The sequence below is a fragment of the Pseudorhodoferax aquiterrae genome (assembly GCF_014652235.1).
In the GTDB taxonomy this organism is placed as follows: Bacteria; Pseudomonadota; Gammaproteobacteria; order Burkholderiales; family Burkholderiaceae_C; genus Pseudorhodoferax; species Pseudorhodoferax aquiterrae.
Genome location: NZ_BMYK01000004.1, coordinates 314843 through 331205 on the forward strand (window position 1 = coordinate 314843; position 16363 = coordinate 331205).

General features: G+C 70.1%; 13 protein-coding genes. 5 read left to right on the forward strand and 8 right to left on the reverse strand.

Annotation, left to right across the window (positions count from 1 at the left end):
- Window positions 1–9: 9 nt before the first annotated feature.
- The 6 genes from IE209_RS09430 to IE209_RS09455 all read right to left on the reverse strand — a co-directional run bounded on the left by IE209_RS09430 (window position 10) and on the right by IE209_RS09455 (window position 6679).
- The gene (locus tag IE209_RS09430) at window positions 10–882 is read right to left on the reverse strand and encodes a branched-chain amino acid ABC transporter permease (protein WP_189686685.1); all 873 of its coding nucleotides are present in this window, start codon (window positions 880–882) and stop codon (window positions 10–12) included.
- 217 nt (window positions 883–1099) lie between these two features.
- The gene (locus IE209_RS09435) at window positions 1100–2272 is read right to left on the reverse strand and encodes an ABC transporter substrate-binding protein (RefSeq protein ID WP_189686686.1); all 1173 of its coding nucleotides are present in this window, start codon (window positions 2270–2272) and stop codon (window positions 1100–1102) included.
- Window positions 2269–3060 (reverse strand): alpha/beta fold hydrolase, encoded by a 792-nt coding sequence (locus IE209_RS09440; protein WP_189686687.1) that lies wholly within the window; start codon window positions 3058–3060, stop codon window positions 2269–2271. Before IE209_RS09440 ends, IE209_RS09435 begins: the two co-directional genes overlap by 4 nt.
- Entirely contained in the window at window positions 3057–4625 is a 1569-nt protein-coding gene (locus tag IE209_RS09445; RefSeq protein WP_189686688.1) for a benzoate-CoA ligase family protein, read from the reverse strand. The genes IE209_RS09440 and IE209_RS09445 overlap by 4 nt, the downstream gene beginning before the upstream one ends.
- Before the next feature lie 24 nt (window positions 4626–4649).
- Window positions 4650–6200 carry a 3,4-dehydroadipyl-CoA semialdehyde dehydrogenase gene (locus tag IE209_RS09450; RefSeq protein WP_189686689.1) on the reverse strand — a complete coding sequence of 517 codons (1551 nt, stop codon included), beginning with the start codon at window positions 6198–6200 and terminating at the stop codon, window positions 4650–4652.
- A 5-nt stretch (window positions 6201–6205) separates the two neighbouring features.
- Window positions 6206–6679 (reverse strand): 4-hydroxylaminobenzoate lyase, encoded by a 474-nt coding sequence (locus IE209_RS09455; RefSeq protein WP_189686690.1) that lies wholly within the window; start codon window positions 6677–6679, stop codon window positions 6206–6208.
- A gap of 163 nt (window positions 6680–6842) precedes the next feature.
- Here IE209_RS09455 and IE209_RS09460 point away from each other — a divergent pair, with 163 nt between their 5' ends.
- The 5 genes from IE209_RS09460 to IE209_RS09480 all read left to right on the forward strand — a co-directional run bounded on the left by IE209_RS09460 (window position 6843) and on the right by IE209_RS09480 (window position 12729).
- The gene (locus tag IE209_RS09460) at window positions 6843–7769 is read left to right on the forward strand and encodes a helix-turn-helix transcriptional regulator (protein WP_229882793.1); all 927 of its coding nucleotides are present in this window, start codon (window positions 6843–6845) and stop codon (window positions 7767–7769) included.
- Between the two features lie 152 nt (window positions 7770–7921).
- Window positions 7922–9598, forward strand: a complete 1677-nt coding sequence (boxC, locus tag IE209_RS09465; protein WP_189686691.1) for a 2,3-epoxybenzoyl-CoA dihydrolase — start codon at window positions 7922–7924, stop codon at window positions 9596–9598.
- A 167-nt stretch (window positions 9599–9765) separates the two neighbouring features.
- A complete protein-coding gene (gene boxB / locus IE209_RS09470; protein ID WP_189686692.1) occupies window positions 9766–11193 on the forward strand; it encodes a benzoyl-CoA 2,3-epoxidase subunit BoxB in 1428 nt (475 codons plus the stop codon).
- Between the two features lie 7 nt (window positions 11194–11200).
- Complete coding sequence (gene boxA, locus IE209_RS09475) at window positions 11201–12475, forward strand: benzoyl-CoA 2,3-epoxidase subunit BoxA (protein ID WP_189686693.1); 1275 nt, start codon at window positions 11201–11203, stop codon at window positions 12473–12475.
- A 35-nt stretch (window positions 12476–12510) separates the two neighbouring features.
- Window positions 12511–12729 carry a hypothetical protein gene (locus tag IE209_RS09480; protein WP_189686694.1) on the forward strand — a complete coding sequence of 73 codons (219 nt, stop codon included), beginning with the start codon at window positions 12511–12513 and terminating at the stop codon, window positions 12727–12729.
- Window positions 12730–12784: 55 nt separating this feature from the next.
- Here the strand turns inward: IE209_RS09480 and IE209_RS09485 are convergent, their stop codons facing one another.
- Window positions 12785–14899 carry a PAS domain-containing protein gene (locus tag IE209_RS09485; RefSeq protein ID WP_189686695.1) on the reverse strand — a complete coding sequence of 705 codons (2115 nt, stop codon included), beginning with the start codon at window positions 14897–14899 and terminating at the stop codon, window positions 12785–12787.
- A 120-nt stretch (window positions 14900–15019) separates the two neighbouring features.
- A complete protein-coding gene (locus tag IE209_RS09490) occupies window positions 15020–16363 on the reverse strand; it encodes an LLM class flavin-dependent oxidoreductase (RefSeq protein ID WP_189686696.1) in 1344 nt (447 codons plus the stop codon).

Below are 16363 nucleotides of genomic sequence, written 5' to 3' on the forward strand. Positions count from 1 at the left end.
TGGTCGTGTTCATGCGCGCCGCCCCATCAGCCCCTCGGGCCGCCAGACCAGCACGATGGCCATCAGCACGTAGATGCCGATGCCCGCGAGTTCGGCGAAGAAGACCTTGCCGAAGGTGTCGACGAAGCCCACGAGCAGCGAGGCCACGAGCGCACCCGTGATGGAGCCGATGCCGCCGATCACCACCACCACGAAGCAGATGATCAGCACGCTGGCCCCCATGTTGGGATAGACCGAGGCCATGGGCGCGGCGATCATGCCGGCCAGCGCCGCCAGCGCCACGCCGGCCGCGAACACCGTGCGGTACAGGCGCCGGATGTCGATGCCCAGGCCGCGCACCATGTCGCGGTCGCTCGCGCCGGCGCGCACCATCATGCCCAGCCGCGTGCGGTTGACGACGAAGTACAGCGCCAGTGCCAGCACGATGCAGGCGCCCGAGGCGAACAGCCGGTACCAGGGGTACTGCATGATGCCGCCCAGGCCGAAGCTGCCGGCCAGCCAGTCGGGCACGGGCACGCCGTGCACGTCGTTGCCCACCAGCATGGCGCGCAGTTCCTCGAACACGAGGATCAGGCCGTAGGTCATGAGCACCTGCTGCAGATGCTCGCGCTGGTACAGGTAGCTGAAGAACACCCACTCCAGCACATAGCCGAACAGCGCGGCCAGCACCATGCCGGCCAGCAGCATCAGGAGGAAGTTGCCGCCGAACAGCGGCGACAGCGCGAACGCCATGTAGGCGCCGATCATGTAGAAGCTGCCGTGCGCCAGGTTGATCACGCCCATGATCCCGAAGATCAGCGTGAGGCCCGACGCCAGCAGGAACAGCAGCAGCCCGTATTGCACGGCGTTCAGGCACTGCACGAGAAAGGTGGCAAGGTCCACGGCGGTGGCTCCCGGCTAGCTAGACAAAGTAAGTGCAGGGCGCGCAACGCCAACTGCCATTGAAGCAAAGACTCGTCGACCGCGGAGCTGAAGGCCGCGGAGCAGGCCATGCGAGTGCACCCGCGGGGCCGGCTCTGCCGGACCGCTGGGTGCGCCCCTTGAGGGGTATTGGCTGGCTACACGAAGTGAGCCAGCCAAACGGGGTGGCGGTTGCACTTCAGTTCTTGCAGCCGCGCGCGGGGTCGGAGAGGGCCTTGGACGCGATGCCCACGACCTTGTTCTCCTTGCCGTCCACCTTGCGCAGGTAGATGTCCTGCACCGGGTTGTGCGACTTGGACATCGTGAACGCGCCGCGCGGGCTGTCGAACCTGGCCTTCTCCACGGCGGCGGCGAACTCGGCCTTCTTGCCCACGTCGCCCTTCACCGCGTCCAGGCCCACGCGCAGGATCTGCGCCGCGTCGTAGCCCTGCACGCCGTACACGTCGGGCTGCAGCTTGAAGGTCTTGGCGTAGGCCGTGCGGAAGCTCTTGTCCTTGGGCACGGTCAGGTCGTCGGCGTAGTGCAGCGTGGTCAGGATGCCCTGGGCGGCATCGCCCTGGGCCTCCAGCGTGCCGTCGGTCAGGAAGCCCGAGCCGTACAGCGGCACGGTCTTGTTCAGGCCCGCGGCCGCGTAGTCCTTGACGAACTTCACGGCGCCGCCGCCGGCGAAGAAGGCGAACACGGCATCGGGCTTGGCCGCCGCGATCTCGGTCAGCAGGGCCTGGAACTCCACGTTGGGGAAGGGCAGCGTGAGCTGCTTGGTGACCTTGCCGCCTTCCTTCTCGAAGCCTTCCTTGAAGGCGTTGGTCATCTCCTCGCCGGCCGCGTACTTCCAGGTGATGGTCATCGCGGTCTTCTTCTTTTCCTGCTTCGCGGCCACCGTGCCCATGCCGTAGGAGGACTGCCAGTTGGAGAACGAGCTGCGGAAGATGTTGGGCGCGCACATCGGGCCGGTCACGGCGTCCGAGCCCGCATTGGGCACGATCAGCAGCGTGTTGCTTTCCTTGGCCGCGCGCGCCATGGCCATGGCCACGCCCGAATGCACGGTGCCCACGATCACGTCGACCTTGTCGCGCTTGATGAGTTTGTTGACGTTCTCGGTGGCCTTGGCCGGGTCGGATTCGTCGTCGACCTTGAAGTACTCGATCTCGCGGCCCGCGAGCTTGCCGCCCTGCTCGTCCACGTAGAGCTTGAAGCCGTTCTCGATGGCCACGCCCAGGGCCGTGTAGGTGCCGCTGAAGGGCAGCATCAGGCCGACCTTGAGCTTCTCGCCGCTTTGCGCATGGGCGCTGCCGGCGAGGGCGAAGGCGGCCAGCGCCAGGCTGGCGCGGCGGATCGGGTGTGCGGTCATCGTTGTCTCCTGTGGTGAATGAAGGCGTTCGTCGCGGCGATCACCTGCCCGGGCTGGTCGCGGTGCGGGGAATGGCCGCATTGCGGCAGCTCGAGCAGTTCGGTGCCGGGCACGCCTTCGGCGATGCCGCGGATCTGGGCCAGCGTGCCGTAGGCGTCGTCCAGGCCCTGGATGGCCAGCACCGGGCAGCGGATGGCAACCAGCGCATCGGTGATGTTCCAGCGCGCGAAGGGCGGGTGCAGCCAGATGCGGTTCCAGCCCCAGAAGGCCGAGTCGGGGTCGGCGTGGTGGCGCGCCAGGCCGGCGCGCAGGCTGCCGTGTTCGTAGTCGTCGCGCGCGCGGCGGATGTTGGCCAGCGTGATGTCCTCGACGAAGATGTGCGGCGCCAGCAGCACCAGGCCGGCCACGCGCGCCGGGTGGCTGGCCGCGTGCAGCAGCGCGATGGAGCCGCCGTCGCTGTGGCCGACCAGCCAGGCCGGCTGCGACACGTCGAGCGCATCGAGCAGCGCGGGCAGCACCTCGTCGGCCTGGCGGTGCATGAAGTCCAGGCCCCAGGTCTCGTCCTCGGCGCGCGGCGTGGAGCGGCCGTAACCCGGCCGCGAGTACACCAGGCCGCGCGCGCCCACGGCCTGGCACAGGCGCGCGGGGAAGTCCTTCCACATCGACAGCGAGCCCAGGCCCTCGTGCAGGAACACCAGCAGCGGCGCCTTGGCCTCGGCCGCACGCAGCCAAACGTACTCGATCAGCACGCGGCGGCCGCGCCAGTCGATGCGCAGCAGCTCGCTCATGCTTGGTTCTCGCGCTCGCGCAGCCGAAAGCGCTGGATCTTGCCCGTCGCCGTCTTGGGCAGCTCGGCGATGAACTCGATCTGGCGCGGGTACTTGTAGGCGGCCAGCCGCTCCTTGACGAAGGCCTTGAGCGTGGCTTCGTCCACCTGCTGGCCGTCCTTGCGCACGACGAAGGCCTTGGTCTTGGTCAGGCCCTCGGCGTCCGGCGTGCCGATCACGGCGGCCTCGAGCACGGCCGGGTGCTGCATCAGCGTGGACTCGACCTCGAAGGGCGAGACGTAGATGCCGCTGACCTTGAGCATGTCGTCGCTGCGGCCGGCATAGGTGTAGTAGCCGTCGGCGTCGCACAGGTACTTGTCGCCGCTCTTGGTCCAGCCGCCCTGGAAGGTCTCGCGCGTCTTCTCGCGGTTGCCCCAGTACATCAGGGCCGCGCTGGGGCCGCGGATGTAGAGATCGCCGATCTCGCCCGGGGCCACGCAGCGGCCGTCCTCGCCGCGCAGCTCGATGTCGTAGCCCGCCACGGGCTTGCCCGTGCTGCCGTAGCGCACGTCGCCGGGCCGGTTGGAGATGAAGACGTGCAGCATCTCGGTCGAGCCGATGCCGTCGATGATGTCGCAGCCGAAGCGGGCCTTGAAGCGCTCGGCGATCTCGGCCGGCAGCGCCTCGCCGGCCGAGGAGCACATGCGCAGCGCCACGGCTTCGCGCGCCGGCAGGTTTGGCGAGGCCAGCATGCCGGCAAAACCCGTGGGCGCGCCGAAGAACACCGTGGGCCGGCATTGCAGCTCCGTCCAGCGCCGGAACACGGCGTCGGGCGTGGGCCGCTCGGCCATCAGCACCACGCAGGCGCCGACCGACAGCGGAAAGGTCAGCGCATTGCCCAGGCCGTAGGCGAAGTAGAGCTTGGCGGCCGAGAAGCAGACGTCGCGCTCGGTCAGGCCCAGCACGCCCTTGCCGTAGAGCTCGGCCGTCCACCACAGGTTCAGTTGCGTGTGCACGGTGCCCTTGGGCCGGCCCGTGGAGCCCGAGGAATACAGCCAGAAGCCGGGTTCGTCGCCCGTGGTGGTGGCCGGCTGCGCCGCGGGTTGCGCCGCGGCCAGCGCGGTCTCGAAGGCCTGCGCGCCGTCCGGCAGCGCGCCGGTGGGTTGCGAGACCAGCACCGTGTCCAGCCGGTGTGTGGTCCTGGCCAGCGCGGCCTGCAGCTGCGGCAGCAGCGCGCCCGAGACCAGCGCGGCCTGGGCCCGGCTGTGCTCCAGCATGTAGGCGTAGTCGTCCGCCGTCAGCAGCGTGTTGACGGCCACCGGCACGATGCCGGCGTACAGGCAGCCCAGGAAGCTCACGGGCCAGTCGTGCGTGTCCAGCATGAGCAGCAGCACGCGCTCCTCGCGCCGCACGCCCGCGGCCTGCAGAGCGCCAGCCAGGCGACGCGCGCGCTGCTCGAGCTGGCCGTAGCTCAGCGGCCCGCGGTCGTCGATGTAGGCGAGCCGGTCGCCCCGCCTTCGGTGCAGCGCGAACAGGTGCTCGGCGAAGTTGAAGGGCGCACCGGGCGGCGTGGGCAGGGTCGTCATGCGTGTCTCCTCGTTCGCAAGCTCTCACAGGCCCAGGGCGGCCAGCACCTGGGGGCTGGCCTGCACGGCCGCGCGCTGGTGGTAGAAGTCCAGCGCACGTAGGCCACCCAGTTCGGCGCCGCCGCCCGCGCGGCCCGGGCCGCCGTGCAGCGATTGCGGCATCACGTTGCCGTGGCCGGTGTGGGCCTGGGCCACCTCGGGCGTGACCACGTGCACGCGCCCGTGGCTGGCGGCCAGGGCCAGCGCGGCACTGCCCAGCGCGGCGGCGTCGTCGCCATAGAGCGAGGCCACCAGCGAGCCCTGGCCGCGCTGCGCGAGCGCCAGCGCGTGCGGCAGGTCGCGGTAGGGCAGCAGCGTGGCCACAGGGCCGAAGACCTCCACGTCGTGCACCGCCTGGGCCATGTCGGCATCGCGCGCGCCCAGCAGCACGGGCTGGTGGCAGGCGGCGACGGCGGGGTCGGCATCGACCAGCGCCTGCGTGCGGCCATCGTGCAGCACCTCGGTCGCATGGGCGAGTTGGGCCAGGCCCTGCTGCACGGCCTCGAACTGCGCGCGGCTCACGAGTGCGCCCATGCGCACGCCCGCGTTGCGCGGGTTGCCGGTGCTGACCTTGGCCAGCTTCGCGCCGATGGCTTCGGCCGCTGCGCCATAGACCTTCGCAGGCACCAGGATGCGCCGGATCGCCGTGCACTTCTGGCCCGACTTGACCGTCATCTCGCGCACCACCTCGCGCACCAGGAGGTCGAAGGCCGGCGTGCCGGGCGTGGCGTCGGGCAGCAGCAGCGCGCTGTTCAGGCTGTCGGCCTCGATGTTGGCGCGCACCGCGTGGCGGGCCAGCGACGGATGGCTGCGGATGACGGCGGCGGTGTCGGCCGAGCCCGTGAACGAGAGCACGTCGAAGGGCGCCAAAGCATCGAGCAGGCCGTTGGAGCTGCCGCAGACGATGGACAGCGCGCCTGCGGGCAGGATGCCGGCATCGACCACGTCCTGCACCATGCGCTGCGTGAGCCAGGCCGTCGCGGTGGCCGGTTTCACGACCACGGCCAGGCCGGACAGCAGAGCCGGCGCGGCCTTCTCCCACAGGCCCCAGGCCGGGAAGTTGAAAGCGTTGATGAACAGCGCCAGGCCCGGCCGCGGCACCTGCAGGTGCTGGGACTGAAACAGCGGCTCCTTGCCGAGCTTGACGGCTTCGCCGTCGCGCAGCGCGCGCGCACTGCCCAGGGCCGTGCCCCATCGGGCGTATTGGCCCAGCGTGAACAGTGCGCCGTCGATGTCGACCGCCGAATCGCTCTGCACGGTGCCGGAGTTGGCCGTGGCGATCGCGTCGTAGGCATCGCGGTGCGTCTGCAGCACCTGGCCGACCCGGGCCAGCAGCGCCGCGCGTTCGGCGTACGTGAGGGCCTGCAGGGCCGCGCTGCCTGCGCGGCGTGCGAAGGCGAAGGCAGAACGCAGGTCCAGTCCCGTGGCATCCACGCGCACGAGTTCGGTGCCGAGCACCGGGTCCAGCAAGGCGGTGCCGGCACCGGTGCCGCTCTGCCAGCGGCCGCAGACGAAGTTGGGGAGCAGGGCGGTCATGGTCATCAGGATTTGGTGAACTGGATCTGCCCTTCGGGTAGCAGGTAGAGCACCAAGGCACGCCCCTGGGCCACGGTGGGCCGGTGTGCGCTGCCGGGCGGGTAGACGCACCAGCCCGCAGGCCGTCCGTCGAAGGTGGCCGTGCCTGCGTCCAGCGGCAGGATCAGGTCGATCTCGCCCTGGGGATGGGTGTGGTGCGGGCCGGCGATGTCCTGCATGTCCACCACGTCGACCGAGAAGCGGTGCAGCGCGTCGTCGGCCTTGAACACGCGGCCGTAGCGGATGCCGCCGCCTTCAAGCGCGCAGAGCCAGCCCTCGGCCACGCCGGCCAGGCAGCTGTGCCTGAGGTCGGCATAGCCGCTGCTGTCCGGGCCGTAGGCGGTGTTGAGCCAGCGCTCGAGGCCGGCGTCCAGCGGCCGGCCTGCCAGCTGCGCGGTCAGCGTGGCCAGCCGGTGGTGGAAAAGCTGCTTGTTGTCCATCGGGGGTCCTTGTCTTGCGCGGCGGGCTTGCGCTCCGCGCGCGACATGCAATATCGTGCTTGTAATGCACGATAGAACCGGCTCTGATGAGTGTCAAGCAATATAGTGCACGTTTGGTGTTTACCCTAGGAGCGACAATGCCTGCCACGAGAGGGCGATGGCCATGAACAAGCGGGAGGCGCAGGGCGTGCAAGGACCAGTGGGGCCGGCGGAACAAGCCGAGGCGGACGGGCCGCGCGACGCCTTGCTGGCGGCGCTGGGCGACCGCGTGCGCAGCCTGCGTGCGCGGCGCGGGCTCACGCGCAAGGCCGTGGCGCAGGCGGCCGAGGTGTCGGAGCGGCACCTGGCCAACCTCGAATACGGTATCGGCAATGCGTCCATCCTTGTGCTGCAGCAGGTCGCGGGCGCGCTGCAGTGCTCACTGGCCGAACTCGTGGGCGACGTGACCACGAGTTCGCCGGAGTGGCTGCTGATCCGCGAGCTGCTCGAGAACCGCTCCGAGGCCGATCTGCGCCGTGTGCGCGTGGCCATCGGCGAGTTGCTGGGCACCGCCGCCACCGACCCTGCGCGCGGGCGCCGCATCGCGCTGATCGGCCTGCGCGGCGCGGGCAAGTCCACGCTGGGCCGCATGCTGGCCGACGCGCTGGAGCTGCCCTTCATCGAGCTGAGCCGCGAGATCGAGAAGTTCGCCGGCTGCAGCGTGCGCGAGATCCACGACCTGTACGGCACCAACGCCTACCGGCGCTACGAGCGCCGTGCGCTCGAGGAGGCCGTGCAGATCTACAGCGAGGTCGTGATCGCCACGCCGGGCGGCATCGTCTCCGACCCCGCCACCTTCAACGAGCTGCTGGCGCACTGCACCACGGTCTGGCTGCAGGCCTCGCCCGAGGAGCACATGGGCCGCGTGGCCGCGCAGGGCGACCTGCGGCCCATGGCCGCCAGCCGCGAGGCCATGGAAGACCTGCGCCGCATCCTGGACGGGCGCGCCGCCTTCTATTCCAAGGCCGACCTGCGCGTGGACACGGGCGGCAAGAGCCTGGCCGAGGCCTTCGAACTGCTGCGATCGCGCGTCGAGGCCGCGCTGCACTGAAGTTCCGCGGGCCGCCTGTCCGGCGCGCGGTCCTCCGGTTTGCACAAAAAAACATGCGCGGGACTTGACGCGCGCATGGACATGCATAATGATGCATCTACGGATTTCCGATAGATGCAGTATTTTGCATTTGCGTTCTCAGAGGAGACAGCATGGCCGACACCGCCCCCACGACGTCCACGCCCCGCGTGGATTACCGCACCGAGCCCAGCCAGTACCGCCACTGGGCGCTGGCCACCGACGGCGCCATCGCGCGCCTGTCGCTGGACATCGCCGAGGACGGCGGCCTGCGCCCGGGCTACAAGCTCAAGCTCAACAGCTACGACCTGGGCGTGGACATCGAGCTGCACGATGCGCTGAACCGCATCCGCTTCGAGCACCCCGAGGTGCAGGCCGTGGTCGTGACCAGCGCCAAGGACCGCATCTTCTGCTCGGGCGCCAACATCTTCATGCTGGGCCTGTCCAGCCACGCCTGGAAGGTGAACTTCTGCAAGTTCACGAACGAGACGCGCAACGGCATCGAGGATTCCTCCAGGCACGAGGGCATCAAGTTCCTGGCCGCCGTGAACGGCGCCTGCGCCGGCGGCGGCTACGAGCTGGCGCTGGCCTGCGACGAGATCGTGCTCGTGGACGACCGCTCCTCCAGCGTCTCGCTGCCCGAGGTGCCGCTGCTGGGCGTGCTGCCCGGCACCGGCGGACTCACGCGCGTGACCGACAAGCGCAAGGTGCGCCACGACCTGGCCGACATCTTCTGCACCAGCGTGGAAGGCGTGCGCGGGCAGCGCGCGGTGGACTGGCGGCTCGTCGATGCGGTGGCCAAGCCCGCGCAGTTCGGCACCGTGGTGCAGGAGCGTGCCGCGAAGCTGGGCGCATCCGGCGGCCGGTCGACGGCGGCGAAGGGCATCACCTTGCCGCGCATCGCGCGGGAAGACACGGCGGACGGCATCGCCTACGCGCACGTGACGGTCGCCATCGACCGCGCACGCCGCACGGCCACGCTGACGGTCAAGGCGCCCACGGGCGCCCAGCCGGCCGACATTGCCGGCATCGAGGCCGCCGGGGCCGACTGGTGGCCGCTGGCCATGGGCCGCCAGCTCGACGACGCGATCCTGAACCTGCGCACCAACGAGCTGGACATCGGCACCTGGCTGCTCAAGACCGAGGGCGACGCGGCCGCCGTGCTGGCGGCCGACGCCGCCATCGTCGCCCACCGGGACCACTGGCTCGTGCGCCAGACCCTGGGTCTGCTGCGCCGCACCTTCGCGCGGCTGGACGTGTCGTCGCGCACCTTGTTCGCGCTGGTCGAGCCGGGCTCCTGCTTCGCCGGCATGTTGGCCGAGCTGGTGTTCGCGGCCGACCGTGCCTACATGCTGGCGCTGCCCGACGATGCCGCGAAGGCACCGAAGATCGTGCTGGACGAATTCAACTTCGGCCTGCTGCCGCTGGTGACGGACCAGAGCCGGCTGCAGCGCCGTTTCTACGAGGAGGCCGGACCATTGGAGGCCGCGCGGGCCGCTGCCGGCCAGCCGCTGGACGCCGACGCCGCGCTCGCGCTGGGCCTGGTGACCGCCGCGCCCGACGACATCGATTGGGACGACGAGATACGCATCGCCATCGAGGAACGCGCGGCGATGTCGCCCGACGCACTGACGGGCCTGGAAGCCAACCTGCGTTTCGCCAGCAAGGAGAACATGGTCACGCGTGTCTTCGGCCGCCTCTCGGCCTGGCAGAACTGGATCTTCCAGCGTCCCAATGCCGTTGGCGACAAGGGCGCGCTCAAGGTCTATGGCAAGGGCGAGAAGTCCGCCTTCAACTTCAACCGGGTATGACCACCCCCAGTCTTCGCGCACTTCGTGTCGCTTCGCCAACCCCCTTCGAGGGGGCGACACCAGCGGCCCGGCAGAGCCGGTTCCGCGGTGTCTCGCGCAGGGTCTCACAGCGGCGCTGACGAATCCGACCGACCATCCCCACGCTCCACCACGAAAGAAGGCGAGACATGAGCACGATCAACTACAGCGAGAAGATCCCCAACAACGTCAACCTGGCCGAGGACCGCACGCTGCAGCGCGCGCTCGAAGGCTGGCAGCCCAACTTCATCCACTGGTGGGACGACGTGGGCCCCGAGGGCTCGACCAACCACGAGGTCTACCTGCGCACGGCCGTCAGCGTGGATCCGCAGGGCTGGGCCCAGTTCGGCCACGTGAAGATGCGCGACTACCGCTGGGGCATCTTCCTGAATCCCGGGGACGCCAACCGCCAGATCCACTTCGGCGACCACAAGGGCGAGAAGGCCTGGCAGGACGTGCCCGGCGAGCACCGCGCCAACCTGCGCCGCATCATCGTCACGCAGGGCGACACCGAACCGGCGTCGGTCGAGCAGCAGCGCCACCTGGGCCTGACGGCGCCCTCCATGTACGACCTGCGCAACCTGTTCCAGATCAACGTGGAAGAAGGTCGCCACCTGTGGGCCATGGTCTACCTGCTGCACAAGCACTTCGGCCGCGACGGCCGCGAGGAGGCCGAGGCCCTGCTGCAGCGCCAGAGCGGTGACCAGGACAACCCGCGCATCCTGGGCGCGTTCAACGAGAAGACGCCGGACTGGCTGGCCTTCTTCATGTTCACCTACTTCACCGACCGCGACGGCAAGTTCCAGCTTTCCGCGCTGGCCGAGAGCGCCTTCGATCCGCTGGCGCGCACCACCAAGTTCATGCTGACCGAGGAAGCCCACCACATGTTCGTGGGCGAGAGCGGCGTCTCGCGCGTGCTGTCGCGCACGGCCGCCGTGATGAACGAGCTCAAGACCGACGACCCGCAAAAGGTGCGTGCGGCCGGCGCCATCGACCTCGCAACCATCCAGCGCTACCTGAACTTCCATTACAGCGTGACCATCGACCTGTTCGGCGCCGACCAGTCGAGCAACGCGGCGGTCTTCTACAGCTCCGGCCTCAAGGGACGCTACGAGGAAGGCAAGCGCGAGGACGACCACCAGCTCAAGGGCCAGACCTACAAGGTGCTGGAGGTGCACAACGGCCAGCTCGTCGAGAAGGAAGTGCCCATGCTCAACGCCTTGAACGAGGTGCTGCGCGACGACTTCATCAAGGACTCCGTGGCCGGCGTGAACCGCTGGAACAAGGTGCTCGAGAAGGCCGGCATCCCGACGCGGCTGGTGGTGCCGCACAAGGCCTTCAACCGCCAGATCGGCGCGCTGGCCGGCATCAAGATGTCGCCCGACGGCCGCGTGGTGAGCGAGAACGAATGGAACGCGAAAAAGGCCGAGTGGCTGCCCACGCCCGAGGACTTCGCCTTCGTCGCCTCGCTGATGGGCCGCGTGGTCGAGCCGGGCAAGTTCGCCGGCTGGATCGCGCCGCCGGTGATGGGCATCAACCGCCAGCCGGTGGACTTCGAATACGTCCGCTTTGGATGAGGCCGCCATGGACATGGCCGTTGACACCGCCGTCATCCAGCAGCACCTGATCGACCCCGAGATCTGCATCCGCTGCAACACCTGCGAGGCCACCTGCCCGGTCGGCGCGATCACGCACGACGAACGCAACTACGTGGTCAAGGCGGACGTCTGCAACGGCTGCATGGCCTGCATCTCGCCCTGCCCCACGGGCTCGATCGACAACTGGCGCACCATGCCCCGGGTGCGTGCCTACTCCATCGAGGAGCAGCTGGCCTGGGACGAATTGCCGGCCGAGCTCACGGCCGAGCAGCTGGCGGCGGCCGGCGTGGACGACACGGCCGTGCCCGCGCCCGCGGCGCCTGCGGCTGCGGCTGCGGAGCCGGAGCCCGGCACGGTGCAGTTCCCCACGGCTTCCTACGGCGCCAGCATCCCGCCCTGGTCGGCCGCGCACGCCTACACCAACCTCTACAGCCCCAGGAAGCCCACCACGGCCACCGTGGTCGGCAACTTCAACTGCACCGAGGCCGGCTTCGCGAGCGAGACGCACCACGTGGTGCTGGACTTCGGCGCCATGCCCTTCCCGGTGCTGGAGGGCCAGTCCATCGGCATCGTGCCGCCCGGCCTGGACGCGCTGGGCCGGCCGCACCAGCCACGCCAGTACTCGGTGGCGAGCCCGCGCAACGGCGAGCGGCCGGGCTACAACAACCTGTCGCTGACCGTCAAGCGCGTGACCGAGGACCACCAGGGCCAGCCCGTGCGCGGCATCTGCTCCAACTACGTCTGCGACCTCCAGGTGGGCGACGCCGTGCAGGTGGTCGGCCCGTTCGGCAGCAGCTTTCTGATGCCCAACCACCCGAAGTCGCACCTCGTGATGGTCTGCACCGGCACGGGCAGCGCCCCCATGCGCGCGATGACGGAGTGGCGCCGGCGGCTGCGCAACAGCGGCAAGTTCGAGGGCGGCAAGCTCATGCTGTTCTTCGGCGCGCGCACGCAGCAGGAGCTGCCTTACTTCGGTCCGCTGCAGAACCTGCCCAAGGACTTCATCGACATCAACCTGGCGTTCTCGCGCACGCCGGGCCAGCCGAAGAAGTACGTGCAGGACGCCCTGCGCGAACGCGCGGCCGACGTCGCCGCGCTGCTGCAGGACGGCGCCAGCCACTTCTACGTCTGTGGTCTGAAGAGCATGGAGCAGGGCGTGTTGCTCGCGCTGCGCGACATCGCCACGGGCGCGGGGCTGGACTGGGAGGGCATCGCCGCCACGCTCAAGCGCGAGGGCCGGCTGCACCTGGAGACCTACTGAGAGGGAGTACCCACCGAGGCGGCACAATGGTGCCCATGGTGAGTGAACTGAGCGACGCAGAGCTGCACGACCTGGCAGCCATGTGGCGAGCGGAGGCCCTGCGGGGCTCCAAGGAAGCGCGCGGACAGGCGCATCTGCTGGAAGTCGAACAGCGCAGGCGCCGCGGCATCCCCGGCCTGCGCGACAACACCGATCTGGATCTGCGCCCGCTCGCAGAGCGCCAGCAACGGCGGAGCTGGTGGCAGCGCGGCTGAGGCCGCGGTCTGGGCGATCGGACCGATCACCGCGCCGCCGCTGCGGGCGGCATCGCTACCCGGGCCGCCGGTCCAGCATCGCGCGCACGCGCGTCACCAGCGTGGCCAGGTCGAAGGGCTTGGTCATGACCTCCATGCCGGCTTCCATGAAGCCGTTGCCCACCGTGGCGGCTTCGGCGTAGCCGGTGATGAACAGCACCTGCAGGTCCGGGCGCAGCAGCCGGCCCGCGTCGGCCACCTGGCGGCCGTTCATGCCGCCGGGCAGGCCCACTTCGGTCACGAGCAGGTCGATCGGTCCGGCGGCCTGCAGCCGCAGCAGGCCGGCCGGGCCGTCGGCGGCGCTCAGCACGGTGTAGCCCGCGTCTTCCAGCACCTCGGTCAGCAGCGCGCGCACGATGTCTTCGTCCTCGATCAGGAGCAGGGTCTCGCCGCTGCCGCGGTCCGGCGGATCGCTGGCCTGGCCGGCCTCGTCCTGCTCCGCATCGCCGAGGTGGCGCGGCAGCAGCAGCGTCATGGTGGTGCCGCGGCCGGGCTCGGACGCCACCTGGATCTGGCCGCCCGACTGGCGCACGAAGCCGTAGACCATGGAGAGGCCCAGACCCGTGCCCTGGCCCAGCGGCTTGGTCGTGAAGAAAGGGTCGAACACGCGCTGCACGATGTCCTGCGACATGCCGGTGCCCGTGTCGGTCACGCGCAGGCAGACATAGTCGCCGGCCGGCAGCTCCTGGGCGGCGGCTTCGTGTTCGTCCAGCGTGCGGTTGGCGGTGGCCAGCTCCAGGCGGCCGCCCTCTGGCATGGCATCGCGCGCGTTGATGCACAGGTTCAGCAGCGCGTTCTCCAGCTGCGAGGCGTCGACGCGCGTGGGCCAGGGCGCCGGCGCGGGCACCACTGTCAACTGCACGGCAGGCCCCACGGTGCGCGCGACCATCTCGGCCATGCCCTGCACGAGGCGGTTCACGTCGGTGGGCCGCGGGTCCAGCGTCTGGCGGCGCGAGAAGGCCAGCAGGCGCTGCGTGAGCGAGGCGGCGCGCCGCACCGAGCGCTCGCCCATGTCCAGGTAAGCGTGCAGGCCTTCGGTCTGGCGCTGGTCCAGCCGCATCCGCATGAGCTGCAGCGCGCCGCCGATGCCGGCCAGCAGGTTGTTGAAGTCGTGCGCGATGCCACCGGTCAGCTGGCCCACGGCCTCCATCTTCTGGGCCTGGCGCAGCGCATCCTGGGTTTCGGCCAGGGCCTGCCAGGCGCGCTCGCGCGCGAGGGTGCGCTCGGCCACGCGCTGCTCCAGCGTGGCGTTGAGCTGGCGCAGCTCGGTTTCCGCCTGCACGCGCTCGGTCACGTCGTAGCCGCCCGCGAAGATGCCGCGCACCTGGCCCGCGGCATCGCGGATGGGTTCGTACAGCAGGTCGACGAAGCGTTCGCCCGGTGCGTGGGACAGGCGCACGGGTAGCGCGCGTGCGCGGATCGGCTCGCCCGTGGCATAGACCCGGTCCAGCATCTCGACCAAGCCCTGGCCCTGCAGTTCCGGAAACACCGCGCGCACCGGCCGGCCCAGCAGCTCGCGCGGGCCGGCGATCTGCATGTAGGCGTCGTTGACGTACTCGAACACGTGGTCGGGGCCGGCCATCACGCCGACGAAGCCCGGCATCTGCTGCAGCAGGCGCTGCTGCTGTGCGCGCTCCTCGTGCGAGCGCCGCTCGGCCTGGACCTTGGCGGTGGTCTCCACCACCGTGTCCAGCATGGCGATCACAGTGCCGTGCTCGTCGAACACCGGGCCGTAGTTGAAGGTGAACCAGGCGTCCTCCATGCGGCCATGGCGCTCGATGTGGATCCCGTAGTCCTCGATGAAGGTGGATTCGCCGGCCAGTGCGCGCTCGGCGATGGGCTGCAGCTGCGGCCAGACCTCCTTCCAGGTTTCGCGCATGGGCTCGCCCAGGGCCTGCGATTTGGTGGCCAGGATGGTCTGGTAGCCGTCGTTGTAGATGGCGATGAGGTCCGGCCCGCAGAACAGGCAGGCCGGAAACTTGGAGGCGAGCAGCTGGTCGACCGTGACGCGCAAGGCCACCGACCAGCCGGCGATCGGCCCGAGCGGCGTGCGGCTCCAATCGAAGGCGCGCACCTTGGCGCCCATGTCGCCGCCGCCGGACTGGAATGCGGAGGGGCCGGGCAGGGTCATGGAGCCGCGATCTTAGGACCTGCGCGGCCGGTCCTGCTCCCGGCTGCGGCTTCGGGCGCGCGGCCTTCGCCGCGATGCGGCGATGGCCTACAACATCGCGCCCCGGCGCCGCCGGGTCGCTCAGGCCGCCTTGCGGCTGGCCTCGCGGCCGGCCGGAAAGGGCAGGCCCAGGTGCTCGCGCAGCGTGCGCCCGCTGTAGTCGGTGCGGAAGATGCCGCGCCGCTGCAGCAGCGGCACCACGCCGTCGACGAAGTCCGCGAGCCCGTCGGGCAGGGCGTCGGGCATCAGGTTGAAGCCATCGGCCGCGCCCACGGCGAACCAGTGCGCGATGTCGTCGGCGATCTGCTCGGGCGTGCCGACGATGATGCGGTGGCCGCCGCCGCCGCCGAGTTCGCGGATCAGCTGGCGCACCGTGAGGTTCTTGCGCCGTGCCAGCGCGATGGTCGCGGCGAAGAAGGTGTGGTTGCCGTTGCCACCGGCCGGCACGGCAAGGTTCTCGGGCAGCGGCTCGTCGAGGTGCAGCCGGTCGGGTGTGGTGCCCAAGGTGCCGGCCAGGCGCGTCAGGCTGTAGTCCCAGGGGATGGCGTCGATGAAGTCGTCGCGCCGGCGGATGGCCTGCGCCTCGGTCGCGCCGATGAAGGTGGTCAGCCCGGCCAGCACCTTGACCGCATGCGGCCCGCGGCCGAGTGCCGCGGCGCGGCTGTTGAGCGCCTGGCTGTAGGCCAGCGATTCCTCCAGCGACTGCGAGGCCGAGAACACCGCCTCGGCATGGCGCGCAGCCAGCTCGCGCCCGTCGGCCGAGCCACCGGCCTGCACCAGGACCGGCCGGCCCTGCGGCGAGCGGGGCAGCGTGAGCGCGCCCTGCACATTGAAGAACGCACCGCGGTGCGCGATCGGGTGCACCTTGGCCGGGTCGATGAAGCGGCCCGCGGTCTTGTCGCCGATGAAGGCATCGTCTTCCCAGCTGTCCCACAGCGCCTTGACGACGTCGGTGAACTCCGAGGCGCGCGCGTAGCGCTGGCCGTGGTCGGGCACGGCCTCCAGGCCGAAGTTGCGGGCCGAGGCCAGGTCGGCTGTGGTCACCACGTTCCAGCCGGCGCGGCCACCGCTGATGTGGTCCAGCGAGGCGAAGCGACGGGCGATGTTGTAGGGCTCGTTGTAGCTGGTCGAGGCCGTGCCGATCACGCCGATGTGCGTGGTCGCCGCGGCCACGGCCGTCAGCAGCACGGTGGGTTCCAGCGCCGTGATCGGCCGGAAGTGGATCTGCTCGATGATGGCCGCGTTGTCGGCCAGGAACACGGCGTCGAGCTTGCCGCGCTCGGCGGTCTGCGCGACGCGGATGTAGTGCTGCACGTCGATGAAGGCGCGCGGGTCCGCATCGGGCGTGCGCCAGGCCGAGGGCACGAAGCCCGAGTGCAGGATGTTGACGTTCAGGTGCAACTGGCGGGGAGGAAGGCTGGCCAT

What these genes read in the sequence shown, in the direction of transcription:
- IE209_RS09435 (WP_189686686.1), bottom strand. Translation starts at nt 2,272, where the DNA reads ATGACCGCACACCCGATCCGCCGCGCCAGCCTGGCGCTGGCCGCCTTC.
- IE209_RS09485 (WP_189686695.1), bottom strand. Translation starts at nt 14,899, where the DNA reads ATGACCCTGCCCGGCCCCTCCGCATTCCAGTCCGGCGGCGGCGACATG.
- boxA (WP_189686693.1), top strand. Translation starts at nt 11,201, where the DNA reads ATGGACATGGCCGTTGACACCGCCGTCATCCAGCAGCACCTGATCGAC.
- IE209_RS09440 (WP_189686687.1), bottom strand. Translation starts at nt 3,060, where the DNA reads ATGAGCGAGCTGCTGCGCATCGACTGGCGCGGCCGCCGCGTGCTGATC.
- boxC (WP_189686691.1), top strand. Translation starts at nt 7,922, where the DNA reads ATGGCCGACACCGCCCCCACGACGTCCACGCCCCGCGTGGATTACCGC.
- IE209_RS09490 (WP_189686696.1), bottom strand. Translation starts at nt 16,363, where the DNA reads ATGGCCAGCCTTCCTCCCCGCCAGTTGCACCTGAACGTCAACATCCTG.
- IE209_RS09445 (WP_189686688.1), bottom strand. Translation starts at nt 4,625, where the DNA reads ATGACGACCCTGCCCACGCCGCCCGGTGCGCCCTTCAACTTCGCCGAG.
- boxB (WP_189686692.1), top strand. Translation starts at nt 9,766, where the DNA reads ATGAGCACGATCAACTACAGCGAGAAGATCCCCAACAACGTCAACCTG.
- IE209_RS09450 (WP_189686689.1), bottom strand. Translation starts at nt 6,200, where the DNA reads ATGACCGCCCTGCTCCCCAACTTCGTCTGCGGCCGCTGGCAGAGCGGC.
- IE209_RS09460 (WP_229882793.1), top strand. Translation starts at nt 6,843, where the DNA reads ATGAACAAGCGGGAGGCGCAGGGCGTGCAAGGACCAGTGGGGCCGGCG.
- IE209_RS09480 (WP_189686694.1), top strand. Translation starts at nt 12,511, where the DNA reads ATGGTGAGTGAACTGAGCGACGCAGAGCTGCACGACCTGGCAGCCATG.
- IE209_RS09455 (WP_189686690.1), bottom strand. Translation starts at nt 6,679, where the DNA reads ATGGACAACAAGCAGCTTTTCCACCACCGGCTGGCCACGCTGACCGCG.